Consider the following 14,752-nt stretch of genomic DNA (forward strand, 5'->3'; position numbering starts at 1 on the left):
ATCGAAATAGCTCCGGGAATTGTCCCGGAAAATCGAGGTGGACAACGCCTCGGATGGTGAATAGCATCGGCGAGGAACGGCTCCGGCGATGCGTGCGAAATTGCCCTGTAGTGACCTCCCTGATTGACCTCTCGATATTCAGGAGAATTGCCAGATGCCAAGCCCTTCCGTGTGGAATGTGGTGCTCGACGCAGCATCGGACGCCGACGTCGTGCTCGCCACCGACTTCCCGGTGACGGGCCGCAACGAGGGCGGTTTCGCCGACCTGACGCCCAGCCTGGGACTGGACTGCGCGCTGTGGCAGACCGTCGCACCGGCCCGGGCCCCCGGCCCCGGCATCGACCCGGACGAGTACCTCGCGCCCTGGCTGGCCGAGGTCGCCGCGAGCGGACGCAGGGTCCGGGCGGTCCTCGGCTACTGCGCCGGATCGGTCTTCGCCGGCGCCCTGGCCGAGAGGATCGCCGACCGCCAGCCGGTCGCCCCGCAGGTGGTGGTCTTCGACCCCGAACTCGTCGACGTGCCCACCGTGCACCTGCAGTTCGGCCGGGTCATCGGCAACATGACCGCCGTACTGACCCCGGCCGAGGTCGACGAGCTGGCCGGCGCCGCGGAGCGCCTGGCCGCCCGGCCCGGGATCACCCCGGCCGCGTTCGCCACCGAGCTCTATGCGATCTTCGAGCCGATCGGCTCGGCCGCGCTGCGCCGCGCCGGCCTCGACGAGGGCTACGCCGGTGAACTGGTGGCCCTGGTCGGCTCGTTCATGACCTATCTCGGCGTCGCCGCCGGACTCGATCCGCGTCCCGGCTGGTCCCGGGCCACCGTCGTCACCTCGGCGAGCCCGGCCAGCGGACTCAACCGGATGCGCGCCACCCCCGGCCTGGCACCGATCGCCGTGGCGGACGAGGTCCGGTTCGAGGTGGAGCACCGCGATCTGCTGCGCACCCCGGAGGTCGCCACGACCGTGGCCGGCCTGCTCGGCACCGGCTCGCAGGCCCGCCGATGACGGCCGGCGCGGCGGACGCCCGCGGGCGCGCCTCGCGCAAGGAGACCGCTCTGTGGCTGCTCGACGACCTCGTGCCCGGCAGCGGCGCCAACAACCTGTCGCTGGCCTTCCGCGTCGCCGGCCGCCTCGACCCGGCCGCCCTGGCCACGGCACTCGACCTGCTGCCCCGCCGGTACGAGGTGCTGCGCACGGTCTTCCACCGCAGCGACGACGCCCTGACCAGGACCGTCCTGCCCAGCCTCCGCATCGAGCCGGAGCAGGCGGACGCGCACGGTGACGACCACGGCGCCGGGCACGGTGACGAGCGCGACGCCCTGACCGCTTTCGTGGCCCGCCCCTTCCGGGCCGACGGGAGCCCGCTGCTTCGCGCCCTGCTGCTGCACGGCCCCGACGACGACATCCTCTGTCTCGCGCTGCACCACGCCATCGCCGACGTGCAGTCCACCGCCGTCCTGCGCGCCCAGCTCGTCGAGTTCTACGAGGCGGTGCTGGCCGGCCGGACCCCCGAGCCGGACCCGGTGCCCGCCTGGCACGAGCCCGCGCCCTCCGAACGGAGCCTCACGTTCTGGCGCGACACCATGGCCGGGTTCCGCTCGTCCGGCTCGGAGCTGTGGTGCGAGAAGCCGGCCCCGGCGACCACCACGCTGGAGGGTGACGAGGTCACCCACGTCCTGTCGCCCGAGGCGCACGAGGTCGTCCGGCGGCTGCAACGCGAGCTGCGCGCGCCCGAGTCGGTCGTCCTGCTCACCGCGTACGCGGTGCTGCTGGCCGGACACGGCGCCGGACCCGACCTGACCATCGGCTCGCCGGTCAACACGCGCGGCCGGGAAGCGGCCGGGGCGGTCGGCTACCACAGCAACCTGGTCACGCTGCGCCTGCTGACCGAGCGCACGGCAGGTTTCCGCGAGCTGGTCGGCCGGGCGCGCCGGGTCTTCATGGAGGCGATGACCCACGCGGACACCCCCGCCGACGAACTGCTCGACGTGGTCGAGCGCGACGGTTCCGGCTGGCGCAACGTGCTGTTCCGGCACGTGTTCAACTACGTGCCGTTCACCGCCGGCCAGCGCACCTTCACGGTGGCGGGCGCCGCGGCGGAACTGGTCGTGGTCGAGAACGGGTTCAGCCAGTTCGACCTGGAATTCTTCGTGACCTCCGACCGTGACAGCGCAACCGTGCGCGCGGCGTTCTACACCGGGGTCCTGGACCGCGCGGACGTCGACCTCATGGTCCGCCGCTACGACGCGCTGCTGGTCGCCGTCGGCGCCGCCCTGGACACGCCGGTCGGCTCGCTGTCGATCTGGTCACCCCGGGACCACGCGGTCATCGACGCCGCCAACGCCACCGACCGCCCGATCGAGCTGACGTCGGTGCTCGCCGGATTCGCCGAGCGCGCCGCCGCCGAGCCGGACGCCCTCGCGGTCCGCGACGGAGACCGTGGAGTGAGCTACGGTCGCCTGTGGTCCGCCGCGGCGCACACCGCCGAGCGGCTGACGGCGGCCGGCGTCCGCCCCGGCGACATCGTCGCGCTGCTCGTGCCGCGGGGTGCGGCACTGGCCGCCGCGGTGTTCGGGACCTGGCTCGCCGGTGCGGCGTACCTGCCGCTGGACCCGCACCACCCGGCGGAGCGCATCGCCTACCAGCTGGACGACGCGGGCGCACGGGTGGTGGTGACCGGCGACGGCCTCACCGCGCCCGGCGACCGCCGGACGGTCCCCGCCCCCGACGTCGACGCCGCGCCCACCCTCCCCGTCGACCGCGACAGGACCGGCGCGGCAGGGCCGGACGCCCTCGCGTACGTGATCTACACCTCCGGATCGACGGGACGGCCCAAGGGCATCCCCATCACCCACCGGAGCCTGGCCAACCACATCACCGACTACGCGGTGCGCTTCGGCGTCGCCGCGACGGCGCGGCCCACCGGCTGGCTCAGCACGTACAGTTTCGACACCTCGTCGCTGGAACTGATGATGCCGCTGCTGCACGGCGGCCACACGGTCGTGCTGCCCGACGAGGCGCGCACCGACGGAGCCCTGCTGGCCGAGGCGATACGCGTCCACGACATCGGATTCCTGCAGGCGACGCCGACCACCTGGCGACTCGTCGCCGACCGGATCACCGCTCTGGTCGCAGGCCGCACGCTGCTCAGCGGAGGTGAGCCACTGCCCGGCGGCCTGGCCGCGACCCTGACCGGGGCGGGCGCCGAACTGTGGAACGTCTACGGCCCCACGGAGAGCACGATCTGGGCGACCGCAGGACGGGTGCCGACGGACCCCGGCGACCGGGTCGACGTGGGGACGCCGATCGCCAACACCCGGGTCTTCATCGCCGGCCCGGACGGGGAGCCGCTGCCGATCGGCCTGCGCGGCGAATTGTGCGTCGCCGGGGTCGGTGTCGCCGCCGGCTACCACGGGCGGCCCGACCTCACCGCCGAGCGGTTCGGATCGAACCCCCGGTGGGGACGCTTCTACCGCTCCGGAGACGTGGCGCGCTGGCTGCCGGACGGCCGCATCAACCTGCTGGGCCGCATGGACCGGCAGGTGAAGCTGCGCGGCAACCGGATCGAACTGGGCGAGATCGAGGCGGTGTTGTCCGATCACCCGGACGTCGAGGCGGCCGCCGTGCTGGTGGTCGGCGACCCCGGCACGGACGGCAGCCTGGCCGCTTTCGTCCAGGTGCCGCACCGGCCCGAGGCGATGGGCGAGCTCTGGGAGTACGCCCGGCAGCGGCTGCCGCGCTCGGTGGTGCCGCACCGCTTCCTCGCGGTGGAGGCGTTTCCGCGTACCGGAAGCGACAAGGTCGACTACCTGGCGCTGGCGGACCTCGCCGCGCGCAGGCCGGCCGCGACCGGCGGTGACGCCGCGGGCCCGGTCGGCGGCGACGCGCTCACCGCCACCCTGACCAAGCTCTTCGCCGAGCTGCTCGACCAGCCGGACCTGGACGCCGACTCCCACTTCTTCACCAGCGGTGGCCACTCGCTGCTCGCCGCCGCCCTCGCCCAGCGCATCAAGGACGAGACAGGTGTCCGGCTGCCACTCACCGACGTGTTCGAGAACCCGACCCCCGCCGCGCTGGCCGGCCGCCTGCGCGGGCTCGGGTGAGCGGCCGAAGGGGACCACTCACCATGCTGAAACCGGTCTTCCTCTTCGCCGGGCAGGGCTCCCAGTACCACGGCATGGGCCGGTGGCTCTACGGTGCCGACCCGTTCTTCCGCGACGCTCTGGATTCTCTGGACGCGGTGGTGCGCGAGATCAACGGCGACTCGGTCATCGACGCGATCCACGGCGACGGCCGCGGCGCCGAGCTGGCGATGACCCGCCTGTCGCTCACCCAGCCGGCCATCTTCATGGTCGAGTACGCTCTGGCCCGCATGCTGCGCGCCCACGGCTTCGAGCCGGAGCTGGTGCTCGGCGCCAGCCTGGGCGAGGTCGTCGCCGCCGCGGTGGCCGGCATCTTCGACCCCGAGGAATGTCTGCGCTCGCTGCTGGAGCAGGTGGCGCTCTTCGAGGCTGAGTGCCCGCGCGGCGGGATGCTGGCGGTCCTCGCCGACGCCGGCCTCGTCGACCGCGAACCCGCGCTGGCCGGGGCGCATCTGGCCGCGATCAACGGGCCGGACAACTTCGTGCTCGCGGGCACGGCCGGCCGGCTCGACGCCATCGAGCGCCACTTGGCCGCCTCGGGTGTGCTCTGCCAACGGCTCCCGGTGTTGTTCCCGTTCCACTCGCCGCTGATCGACGGCGTGCGCGACGCCTTCACGAAGCTCGTGGGCGGTCTCACGCCCCGAGCCGCGTCGATCCCGCTGATCTCCGGAACCACCGGTGCCGAGGTGCGCCACCCCGGCCCGGACCACTTCTGGCAGGTCCTCCGTGAGCCGTTCGACCTGTCACGCGCCCTCGAACCGCTGCTGGCCCGCGACGACCTGCTCTTCCTGGACCTCGGACCGTCCGGGTCGATGGCCAACCTGGTACGGGCGCGGCTTCCCGAGGGCAGCCGGTCCCGGGTGCTGCCGCTGCTCTCCCCGTACGCCCGGGACGAGGTGCTGTACCAGGCGGTGCTCGACACCCGCTCGGTCATCGCCGCCCCGGCTCGACGAACCGAGGTGACCACCATGACCGCTCCGACGCCCGTGGCCGACCCCGCCACCCCGGGCGACGGCTTCGACGTCTACGTCTTCCCGGGTCAGGGCGCTCAGGTCAAGGGCATGGGCCGAGACCTGTTCGACCGGTTCCCCGAACTGGTCGAACGGGCCGACGCCGTCCTCGGGTACTCGATCCGTGAACTGTGCCTTGAGGACCCCGGCCGCAACCTGCGCGACACCCGGTACACCCAGCCGGCCCTGTACGTGGTCGGCGCGCTCTCCTGGCTGGCCACCGTACAGGAGGGCGGCCGTCTGCCCGACTACCTGCTCGGGCACAGCCTCGGTGAGTTCGCCGCCCTGTTCGCCGCGGGCGTGTACGACTTCGAAACCGGCCTGCGCCTGGTCGCCGAACGCGGCCGGCTGATGGGACAGGTCACCGGCGGCACCATGGCCGCGGTCTCGGCCGTCGACTCGTCCCTGGTCCGGGAGGTGCTGCGCGACGACGAGCTGTCCGGACTGGACATCGCCAACTACAACGCGCCGACCCAGACGGTCGTCGCCGGCCCGGCCGACGCGGTCAACCGCGCGCTTGCGGTGTTCAAGGACAAGGGCGCCCGCTGTGCCCCGCTCAACGTCAGCGCCCCCTTCCACAGCCGCTACATGGCGCAGGCCGCGGAGGAGTTCGGGCGCCTGCTGGACGCCACCGCCTTCGCCGCCCCGAAGATCCCGGTGATCAGCAACGTCGACGCCCGGCCGTACGAGCCGGACGCCGTGGCCGCCACCCTGCGCCGCCAGATCGTCTCCCCGGTGCGGTGGACCGACAGCATCCGGCTGCTCATGGGCCGGGGCGACTTCCGGGTCCGCGAACTGGGCCCGGGACAGGTGCTGACCAAGCTGATCGCCCGGATCCGGGACGAGGCCACCCCACTGCGGCCCGAACCGGCACGGACCACGGTGCCGACCGGGCCGGTCAACGCTCCGGCACCGCGGCGCGCGGAGCTGGGCTCGGCGGCGTTCCGGCGCGACCACGGGGTCCGGCACGCCTACGTCGCCGGCGGCATGCACCACGGCGTCAGCTCCGTCGCCCTGGTCGCCCGGCTGGCCCGCTCCGGCCTGCTCGGCCACTTCGGGGCGGCCGGGCTCCCGCTCGCGGACGTCGCCGACGCGATCCGCGGCATCCGGGCGGCCGCCGGGGCCGACGCGCCGTTCGGGGTCAACATCACCTACGACCCCTTCGACCCGCGCGCCGAGGCCGACATGGTCGACCTGCTGGTCCGTGAGAACGTCCGTCTCGTCGAGGCGGCCACGTACGTCGAGGTGACCCCCGCACTGGTGAGGCACCGTCTGACCGGTGCCCGCATCCTGGCGGACGGAACGGTGCACGCCCCGCGCAAGCTGCTCGCCAAGGTGACCCGCCTGGACACCGCCCGCCTGTTCTTCGCACCACCGCCGCGCCCCCTCGTGACACGGCTGGTGGACGACGGACTGCTCAATGCCGAGGAGGCCGCGGCCGGCGAGCGGATCGCCCTGGCCGACGACATCTGCGCGATCGGCGACGGAGCCGACTACACCGACCAGGGCTCCCTGCCCGCGCTGCTGCCCTCGGTGCGACGGCTGCGCACACAGCTCGGCGGGGTCGCCTCCGGCGTACGCGTCGGGGGCGGTGGAGGCATCGGCTCCCCGGAGTCGGCCGCCGCCGCGTTCGTCCTGGGCGCCGACTTCATCCTCACCGGGTCGATCAACCTCTGCACCGCCGAGAGCGGGCTCAGCGAAGCCGCCAAGGACCTGCTGCCGAACCTCGACGTGCACGACACCGCGTACGCCCCGCACGGTGCCCTGTTCGAACTCGGCGGCCGGGCCCGGGTGCTGCGCAAGGGCGTGCTCTTCCATGTGCGCGCCGGAAAGCTCTACGACCTGTGGCGCACCTACGACTCCTGGGACGCCGTGCCCGGCTGGATCCGGTCCCGGGTGGAACGCGACTACTTCGGCGCCGGCTTCGAGGAGCTGGCGTCGCGGGTCGTCCCCGCCGGCGAGCCGGCCGACCCCAAGCGCCGGATGGCCCTGGTCTTCCGCTGGTACTGCGCCCAGGCACAGCGCTGGGCGATCGAGGGCACCCCGGAGCGGGTCGCGGACTACCAGGTGGCCTGCGGGCCGGCGCTGGGCGCCTGCAACCACTGGCTGCGCGGCACCACGTACGAGGCCTGGCGTGACCGGCACGCCGACGAACTGGCCGACCGACTCATCACCGAAGCCGCCGAGATCGTCGGGTCCGCCGGCGTATAGCAAAGGAGAGCGTTGTGTCCGAGACCGTTCGTCCCGTCGACGGCCTGCCCATGACCCGTGGCACGTGCCCGTTCGACCCCGCACCCGAGCTCGCCGAGCTGCGCGAGGAGCAGCCGGTGGCCCGCATGGTCTTCCCGGACGGCCACCTCGGCTGGCTGATCACCGGCTACGACGAGGTCCGCCGGCTCCTCGCCGCCCGGGGCATGAGCTCGCGCGGCGACCTGCTGCGCACGCCGATCCCGCTGCCGATGGCCGGGAACCGGACCGAACTGGCGCCGGGGATGTTCACGGCGATGGACCCGCCGGAGCACACCCACTACCGGCGCCGGCTGACCGCCTGGTTCTCGGCCCGCCGCACCCGGACGATGGAGCCGAGGCTGACCGAGCACGTCGACCTGTATCTCGGCAGGATGATCGAGGAAGGCGGACCCACCGACCTGGTCGCCGCGTTCGCCGAGCCGGTCGCCGGGCTGGTGATCTGCGAGCTGCTCGGTGTTCCCGCCGACCGGCGGGACGTGTTCGTCAAGGGCATCAAGGCGCTGCTGACCGTCCACTCCAGCGCGGAGGAGGCGATCGCCGGCTGGCAGAACGTGGGCGGGCAGCTGATGGAGCTGATCCGCGCCAAACGCGAGGAGCCCACCGACGACCTGCTCGGCACGCTGGTCTCCGACGGCGCTTTCAGCGACGAGGAGCTGGCGACCATCGGCAGCGTGCTGCTCGTGGGCGGCTACGACACCAGCAAGAACATGATCGCGCTGGGCACCTTCGCCCTGCTGGCACACCCCGACCAGTACGCGGCGCTGGCCGCGGACCCGGGCCTGGGCGCGGGCGCGGTGGAGGAACTGCTGCGTTACGTGACGGTCATGCACGCCGGCTCGATCCGCGCGGCCGGCGCCGACATGGACTTCGACGGGCACCACTTCACCGAGGGAGACGCCGTGTCCCTGTCGCTGGCCGCGGCCAACCGGGACCCGTCGCTCTGCGAGGACCCGGACCGCCTGGACATCACCCGGCCGCCGGTGGCGCACCTGTCGTTCGGTTACGGCATCCACCAGTGCGTCGGCCAGCAACTGGCCCGCCTTGAGCTGCGGATCGCGTTCGAGGGGCTGGCCCGGCGGCTGCCCGGGCTGCGGCTGGCGATCCCCGAGGACCAGGTCCGCACCAACCCCGAATCGATCATCTACGGCGTCCACGAGCTGCCGGTGACATGGTGAACGGAGACCACCCGGTGTACCGAGAGATGCTCAAGTCGAAGATCCACCGCGCCACCGTGACGCAGGCGGACCTGCACTACGTCGGCTCGCTGACGCTCGACTCGACGCTGATGGCCGCCGCGAACCTGCTGCCCGGGGAGAAGGTCGACGTCGTCGACATCGACAACGGCGCCCGGCTCAGCACGTACGTCATCGAGGGGCCGGCCGGCAGCGGAGTGGTGGGCATCAACGGCGCGGCGGCCCGGCTGATCAGTCCCGGCGACCTGGTGATCGTCATCTCCTACGCGGCGATGACCGAGGAACAGGCTCGCGCGTACCGGCCGAGCGTGGTCTTCGTCGACGACGGCAACCGACCGCAGCACGTCGGTTCCGACCCCGCCGAGGCGCCGGACGGCGCCGACGACCTGATACGCGGCGACACCGTCGACGCGTGACCGCACCGATCCGGCGAACTCGGAGACCCCAATGAGCCAACCCGATGTGATGACCGCCTTCACCGCCGGTCTCGCGGACATCAACCTCGACGAGTCCAGAGCACCCCGCTCGGGGGCCGAGGCCGCCGGGATGAAATCCGCCAGTTCCTCCATCTACGACATGGCGGCCACCCTGTCCGGTCGCGGTGAGCTGTGGAACTGGGGGATGTACGACCCCGGTCTGGCGGCCGAGATCGAGGCCCGGCTGCCCGGGTTCACCGACTTCGGCACCGACGGGTTCAGCGAGCAGCTCTACTACCTGGCCCTGCGCGACCTGCCCGACGGTCTGGACGGGTGCGCCGACCGGACGGTTCTGGAGGTGGGCTGCGGGACGGGCGAAGGGCTCAACTTCCTGTCCCGCCTCGTCCCCGGCGCCCGGATGACCGGCCTCGACCTGTCGCCGAAGGCGGTCGCCCGGGCCGAGGCCACGCTGGCGCGGGGTGAGACCCTGCGCTTCGTCCAGGGCGACGCCGAGAAGCTGCCGTTCGAGGACTCCTCGGTGGATGTGCTGATCAACATCGAGAGCTCGCACACGTATCCCGATCTGGGCCGCTTTCTGCACGAGGCCGCGCGGGTGCTGCGGCCGGGCGGGACGCTGTCGCACATCGACGTGTTCACCCGCCAGCGGCTGCGGACGATGCGGGGGATCACCGAGGAGATGCCCCAGCTGAAGTGGATCACCGATCACGACGTCTCCGCCGAGGTCCGCGCCGCGGTGCGCCGCCGGATGGCCCCGGGCAGCCGCTTCCGCCGCACGCTCGACCGGCAGCGGATGAACCCGCTGGTGCGCACGATCGCCACGCACAGTCAGATCCTGATGTTCGGCGGCATGTTCGCCGGCTACCGGCCGCCCTCCTCGGTCAAGGTACTCAGCCGGCTCGGCCTCGTGCCGTGGATGAGCGGCCTGCCGATGGAGAGCTACCGGCACCAGGTCGCCGTCCGAGTCTGAGGGGGAGAAGTGACCGTACGGCTGTTCGCCGTCGCCGCCGGGACCGAGGAGGGCCTGCTCGCCGCCCTCCGCGGGCACGCGGACCGGATCCGCGCCGGCCGGGACCTGCCCACGCTGGCCCGGTACTGCCACGACGCGGCAGCCAGGACACCCGGTCTGGCCCACCGGGCCGCTCTCACCGCCGATTCCTACGACGACCTCGCCGAGGGCCTGGACAAGCTGGTACGGGAGTGGGCCGACCGGATACCGCCTCCGTCGCCGTCCCGGCGGCCGGGACTGGTGTTCGTCTTCGCCGGCCAGGGCGCCCAGTGGGACGGCATGGGCCTGGAACTGCTCGACACCGAGCCGGTGTTCGGCGCGGCGCTGCGGCGCTGCGACGAACGGGTACGCGAGCTGGCCGGCTTCTCGGTGATCCAGCAGTTGCGGGCCGGCCCGGCGATGTCGCGGCTCGGTGAGATCGACGTGCTGCAGCCGACGATGGTGTCGTTGCAGATCGCCCTGGTGGCCCTGTGGCGCAGTTGGCGGGTGGAGCCGGACGCGGTGACCGGGCACAGCATGGGCGAGATCTCCGCCGGGTACGCGGCCGGAGCGCTCACCCTCGACGACGCCCTGCTGATCGCCTGCCGTCGCAGCGCCCTGCTGCGGCGGATCGCCGGCCGGGGCGCGCTGGCCACCACCGAGCTGTCGCCCGAGGCCGCGCACGCCCTGGCCGCCTCCAGCGGAGGCCGTATCTGCGTCGCCGGGGAGAACAGTCCCCGCTCGACCGTGCTGGCCGGGGACACCGCCACGCTGACGGCGCTGGTCGAGGACCTCGATCGGCGCGGCGTCTACTGCCGGATGGTGCGGGGTACGGTCGCCTCGCACAGCCACTACGTCGACGAACTGCGCGACGACCTGGCTGGGGCGCTGCGCCCGCTGAGCCCGGTGCCGTCACGGGTGCCGTTCTACTCGACCGTGACCGCGGCGCCGGTCCCCGGCACCGACCTGGGGCCCGCGTACTGGATGCGCAACCTCCGGGAGCCGGTCCGGCTGGCCGCCGCCACCGGCCGGCTGGCCGAGGACGGTCATGAGATCTTCGTCGAGGTGAGCACCCATCCGGTGCTGCTCTCCAGCCTGCGGCAGACGCTGGAGAGCGCCGGACGGCCGGGGGAGGTGCTGCCCTCCGGCCGCCGGCGGACCGAACGCCGGGCCATGCTGTCGTCGCTCGGCACGCTGTTCACCTACGGCCGCGACCCGCACTGGCCGACGTCCGCCCCGCCGGCGCCGGCGCTCACTCCCTACCAGGCCGCCGTCCTGGCGGCCGTCCGGCGCCCGCGGCCCTCGCCGGCCGCGGCGGGGTCAGGATGACGAGCCGGGCCCCACGAGGGAGACGAGCCGGTAGGACCCGGACTCGCGGTGCAGGAACCCGTCGTCGACCAGGGACCGCCGCAGCGAGACCGGGTCCACGGCGGCGCCCTCGCACCACGGCCGCAGCAGATCGGTCACGGTGCGTTCGTCGTACTCCCGACCGGCCTCGAAGGTCGTCGCCGCCACATGGTCCAGCACCGCCCGCCGGGTCTCGTCGTCGTCCTCCGGCAACCGGACCAGCACCGTGCCACGGACGTAGCCGCGCAGCCCGGGATCGGGCTGTTCGGCCTCCGCCTGCTCCCGCAGACGGCGTCCGGCGATCTCGGCCGCGGCACCCAGGGCGGCCTCGTCGACCGCCAGCCGGCCCCGGCCCCGGGGGACGACCAGGCCCTCGCGCAGCAGCCGGCCGATGGCCGGGGCGGCCTCCGGGGCCGCGAGCCCGGTCGCGGCGAGGATCTCCGCGGAGGTCGACGAGCCCAGGGCCACGGCCGAGAAAACCCGCCGAACAGCGGAGTCGGAAAGGAGAACGGTGAATGTCTCGGGCGTCATCGTCCCCGCCGCTTGATCTTGATGGTCTCCAGGTCGGTGCAGACGGACCGCAGATCGCGCACATCGGCGCCGAGGCCGCGGACGGCGGCCGTGGCCAGTTCCTCGACCCCGGCGACGACCTTCTCGGTCTTGTCCTCGGCGTCGGCCTTCACGGCACAGCGGAAGGTGAAGGTGAGCAGGGTCCGCTCGTAGGTGACCGTGCCCTCCTCGGTGAACTTCGAGTGGAACAGGTCGTGCTGGTCGGCCACGGCCAGCAGCTTGGCGCGCTGGTCGTCGTCGAGCGGCGCGAACTTGCCGTAGACGATGACCTGATAACTCTTGCGGGGCATGGTGGAGGTGCCTCTCAGGTGCCGGGGGGACGGGGACGGGGACGGGGACGGTCAGGACACTCCCAGCCGCCGCGGTTGCCGCGGCAGCAGGAACAGCAGGCAGATCACCGCGGCCAGGCCCGCGGACGCCCAGTAGAGGGCTTCGCTGAAGGTGGCCGTGAACGTCCTGGAGTTGATGTCGGTCAGGGCGTTCCCGATCGCCTTCTGCCGGGCGGGGTCCTCGGTTCCGAGGGCGCGGCAGGAGTCGGGCACGGCGGTGAGGTCGGCCTGGTCGTGGGAGTCGACGGCGCAGGCGCGGATCCCGGCCTGCTGCGAGGCGACGGCCGGGACGCTCGGCAGCACCCGGTCGGCCTGCGTGCCCGCGTTGGCGGCGAGGCCGGAGAAGAAGATCGCGCCGATGATGGCCACGCCGAGGGCGGCGCCGAGCTGACCGGCCGCGTTGATCAGGCCGGACGCCGCGCCGGCCTCCCGCGGCTCGACGTCGTTCAGGGTCATGCCGGTCAGCGGGGCCAGCAGCATGCCCATGCCGGAGCCGAGCAGCAGCATCGGGACGACGGCGTGCCAGGAGGTGATCCCGTCGCCCGCCCGGTCGGCGATCCACGCGTACAGCAGGAGCCCGGCCATCATCAGCAGCGCCCCGCCGAACAGGCACTTGCGTCCGTAGAGGGGGAAGAGTTTGCGGACGGCGAGGTTGCCGGCGATCGGGACGCCCAACGAGAACGGGATCGCGGTGAGACCGGTGTGCAGCGCCGACCAGCCCAGACCGCCCTGCAGGTAGAGCGTCCAGCTGAGGAAGAAGCCGGCCGGGATGCAGCTGAAGAGCAGTTGTGCGCCGACCCCGGCCCCGAAGGTCCGGATCCTGAAGAGGGAGAGGACGACCAGGGGCGACCCGTCCTTGGCGGTCTTGTACCGCTCGTAGTACACGAACGCCACGAGGACCGGTACGGAGGCCACGAGCGAGCCGATGCTTGAGGCGGGCCAGCCGAGTTCGCGGCCGCGCAGCAGGGGCAGCAGCAGCAACAGCAGGCCGGTGGTCACCAGCACCATGCCGACCAGGTCCAGCCGGGTGGCGCGGGGCGACTTCGACTCGCGCATCCACAGCGCGCCGGCGATCAGGGCGGCCACGCCGAACGGCAGGTTGACCAAGAAGACGGTCCGCCAGCCCAGGCCGCCCGGGTCCCAGGAGATCAGCACGCCGCCCAGCAGCGGTCCGGCGACGATGGCCAGGCCGATCATGCTGGCGTACAGACTCACGACCCGGCCGATCTCCTCCGCCGGAAAGGTCACGTAGATGACCGCCAGGACCTGCGGCACCATGATGGCGGCGGCCATGCCCTGCAGCACCCGGGACGTCACCAGGACTTCGGCGCTGGGGGCGAAGGCACACAGGGCCGACGCCACGACGAAGCCGGCGACGCCGATCAGGAAGGCCCGTTTGCGGCCGAAGATGTCGCCGAGCCGGCCGCCGGTGATCAGTGTGACCGCGAAGGACAGGGTGTAACCGACGTTCAGCGCCTGGACGGCGGCCGAGGAGGCGCCGAGGTCCTTCTGAACGCTCGGGATCGCCACGGTGACGATGTTGACGTCGAGCAGGTCCATGAAGGTCGCGGCAAGCAGGACGATCAGCGCCAACCAGCGCTTGGGGTCCGGGCCGTCGGCGGCGACGGGCGGTCCGAGAGCCGCTTCCGCCGTCGTCGACTTCGCTTCCTCGCTCATGGGTGGTACTCCAGTTCTTCGGTATGGCGCGGCCGGAAGAGGGGACCGGCCGACGGCTCAGGGAGTGGCGCCGCCCTCAGAGGCGGGCGGATCGGTGGCTTCGGGGGTTCCGGCGCGGGCCAGCGCGGTCCACGACCGCATCAGCAGATCCACCACGTCCATGACGCCCCCGGCCGGGCTCTCGCCGGCCGAGAGCACGCGCTGGATGGAGAGCCCGTCGTCCAGGGCGTGCACGATCAGGGCGAGCAGCTCCACCGGCGCGGGCGGGGTGACCGACCGTGCGGCGAAACCCTGCGCGAGGGCCTGGGCCATCGCCTCGCGGGAACGGCGCTCACGGTCGGCCAGCACCGACAACACCGCCGGATCGCGCATGCCGTAGAGCCACAGTTCGGTGCGCAGGGCCAGTCAGCTCGCGAAGTTCTTGTCCCGCCCGCGATGCCAGTTGCGCAGGTGCTCGATCGTCTCCTCGAACGAGCCGGCGTCGGCGCTGAGTGCCTGCACCTCGGCCAGTTCACGCTCGGTGCGCTGCTCCAGGAGAGCCAGGATCAGCTGTTGCTTGCCGTCGAAGTTGCCGTAGAAGGCGCCCCGGGAGTACCCGGCGCGTTCCACGATCTGTTCGACCGAGGTGCCGTTGACACCGCATTCGGCGAACAGGTCGGCAGCTGCCTGCAGCAGGTCCTGGCGCGTGATTTCCCGGCTCTCCTGCCGGGTGAGTCGTTTGCCGATGATGGGCCTCCTTCCGAGAACACAGATACAGTACCGCATTCTGATACAGTCCTGTATCTGAAAACCGCACAGTTCAACCCGGGGTGTG

12 protein-coding genes are annotated in these 14,752 nt (G+C 72.4%); 7 read left to right on the forward strand and 5 right to left on the reverse strand.

Annotated features, from left to right (window positions below):
* Positions 1-154 precede the first annotated feature (154 nt).
* From B446_RS33730 to B446_RS33760, 7 genes are read left to right on the forward strand one after another with little or no spacing between them, the layout of a single operon-like run.
* The gene (locus B446_RS33730) at positions 155-1,003 is read left to right on the forward strand and encodes a hypothetical protein (RefSeq protein WP_020937651.1); all 849 of its coding nucleotides are present in this window, start codon (positions 155-157) and stop codon (positions 1,001-1,003) included.
* A complete protein-coding gene (locus B446_RS33735) occupies positions 1,000-4,101 on the forward strand; it encodes a non-ribosomal peptide synthetase (protein ID WP_020937650.1) in 3,102 nt (1,033 codons plus the stop codon). Before B446_RS33730 ends, B446_RS33735 begins: the two co-directional genes overlap by 4 nt.
* Before the next feature lie 23 nt (positions 4,102-4,124).
* The gene (gene fabD, locus B446_RS33740) at positions 4,125-7,361 is read left to right on the forward strand and encodes an ACP S-malonyltransferase (protein WP_020937649.1); all 3,237 of its coding nucleotides are present in this window, start codon (positions 4,125-4,127) and stop codon (positions 7,359-7,361) included.
* 14 nt (positions 7,362-7,375) lie between these two features.
* Positions 7,376-8,575: a cytochrome P450 gene (locus tag B446_RS33745; protein ID WP_020937648.1), complete on the forward strand. Its 1,200-nt coding sequence runs from the start codon at positions 7,376-7,378 to the stop codon at positions 8,573-8,575.
* A 14-nt stretch (positions 8,576-8,589) separates the two neighbouring features.
* Complete coding sequence (gene panD, locus B446_RS33750) at positions 8,590-9,009, forward strand: aspartate 1-decarboxylase (RefSeq protein WP_052352224.1); 420 nt, start codon at positions 8,590-8,592, stop codon at positions 9,007-9,009.
* A gap of 31 nt (positions 9,010-9,040) precedes the next feature.
* The gene (locus B446_RS33755; RefSeq protein WP_043474510.1) at positions 9,041-9,997 is read left to right on the forward strand and encodes a class I SAM-dependent methyltransferase; all 957 of its coding nucleotides are present in this window, start codon (positions 9,041-9,043) and stop codon (positions 9,995-9,997) included.
* A 9-nt stretch (positions 9,998-10,006) separates the two neighbouring features.
* A complete protein-coding gene (locus tag B446_RS33760; RefSeq protein ID WP_020937645.1) occupies positions 10,007-11,344 on the forward strand; it encodes an acyltransferase domain-containing protein in 1,338 nt (445 codons plus the stop codon).
* Here the strand turns inward: B446_RS33760 and B446_RS33765 are convergent.
* From B446_RS33765 to B446_RS40565, 5 genes are read right to left on the reverse strand one after another with little or no spacing between them, the layout of a single operon-like run.
* Positions 11,336-11,893: a DUF2087 domain-containing protein gene (locus B446_RS33765; RefSeq protein ID WP_043474507.1), complete on the reverse strand. Its 558-nt coding sequence runs from the start codon at positions 11,891-11,893 to the stop codon at positions 11,336-11,338. The genes B446_RS33760 and B446_RS33765 overlap by 9 nt on opposite strands.
* Positions 11,890-12,222: a DUF6204 family protein gene (locus B446_RS33770; protein WP_020937643.1), complete on the reverse strand. Its 333-nt coding sequence runs from the start codon at positions 12,220-12,222 to the stop codon at positions 11,890-11,892. The genes B446_RS33765 and B446_RS33770 overlap by 4 nt, the downstream gene beginning before the upstream one ends.
* 51 nt (positions 12,223-12,273) lie before the next feature.
* Entirely contained in the window at positions 12,274-13,938 is a 1,665-nt protein-coding gene (locus B446_RS33775; RefSeq protein WP_020937642.1) for an MFS transporter, read from the reverse strand.
* Positions 13,939-13,995: 57 nt separating this feature from the next.
* Entirely contained in the window at positions 13,996-14,343 is a 348-nt protein-coding gene (locus tag B446_RS40560; protein WP_337587805.1) for a TetR family transcriptional regulator C-terminal domain-containing protein, read from the reverse strand.
* A complete protein-coding gene (locus tag B446_RS40565) occupies positions 14,344-14,703 on the reverse strand; it encodes a TetR/AcrR family transcriptional regulator (protein WP_237751111.1) in 360 nt (119 codons plus the stop codon).
* Between the last annotated feature and the right edge of the window lie 49 nt (positions 14,704-14,752).

It is taken from the genome of Streptomyces collinus Tu 365, assembly GCF_000444875.1.
GTDB lineage: Bacteria > Actinomycetota > Actinomycetes > Streptomycetales > Streptomycetaceae > Streptomyces > Streptomyces collinus_A.

Coding starts and splice junctions, on each gene's coding strand:
- B446_RS33730 (WP_020937651.1), top strand. CDS start 155: ATGCCAAGCCCTTCCGTGTGGAATGTGGTGCTCGACGCAGCATCGGAC.
- B446_RS33735 (WP_020937650.1), top strand. CDS start 1,000: ATGACGGCCGGCGCGGCGGACGCCCGCGGGCGCGCCTCGCGCAAGGAG.
- fabD (WP_020937649.1), top strand. CDS start 4,125: ATGCTGAAACCGGTCTTCCTCTTCGCCGGGCAGGGCTCCCAGTACCAC.
- B446_RS33755 (WP_043474510.1), top strand. CDS start 9,041: ATGAGCCAACCCGATGTGATGACCGCCTTCACCGCCGGTCTCGCGGAC.
- B446_RS33765 (WP_043474507.1), bottom strand. CDS start 11,893: ATGACGCCCGAGACATTCACCGTTCTCCTTTCCGACTCCGCTGTTCGG.
- B446_RS33770 (WP_020937643.1), bottom strand. CDS start 12,222: ATGCCCCGCAAGAGTTATCAGGTCATCGTCTACGGCAAGTTCGCGCCG.
- B446_RS33775 (WP_020937642.1), bottom strand. CDS start 13,938: ATGAGCGAGGAAGCGAAGTCGACGACGGCGGAAGCGGCTCTCGGACCG.
- B446_RS40565 (WP_237751111.1), bottom strand. CDS start 14,703: ATGCGGTACTGTATCTGTGTTCTCGGAAGGAGGCCCATCATCGGCAAA.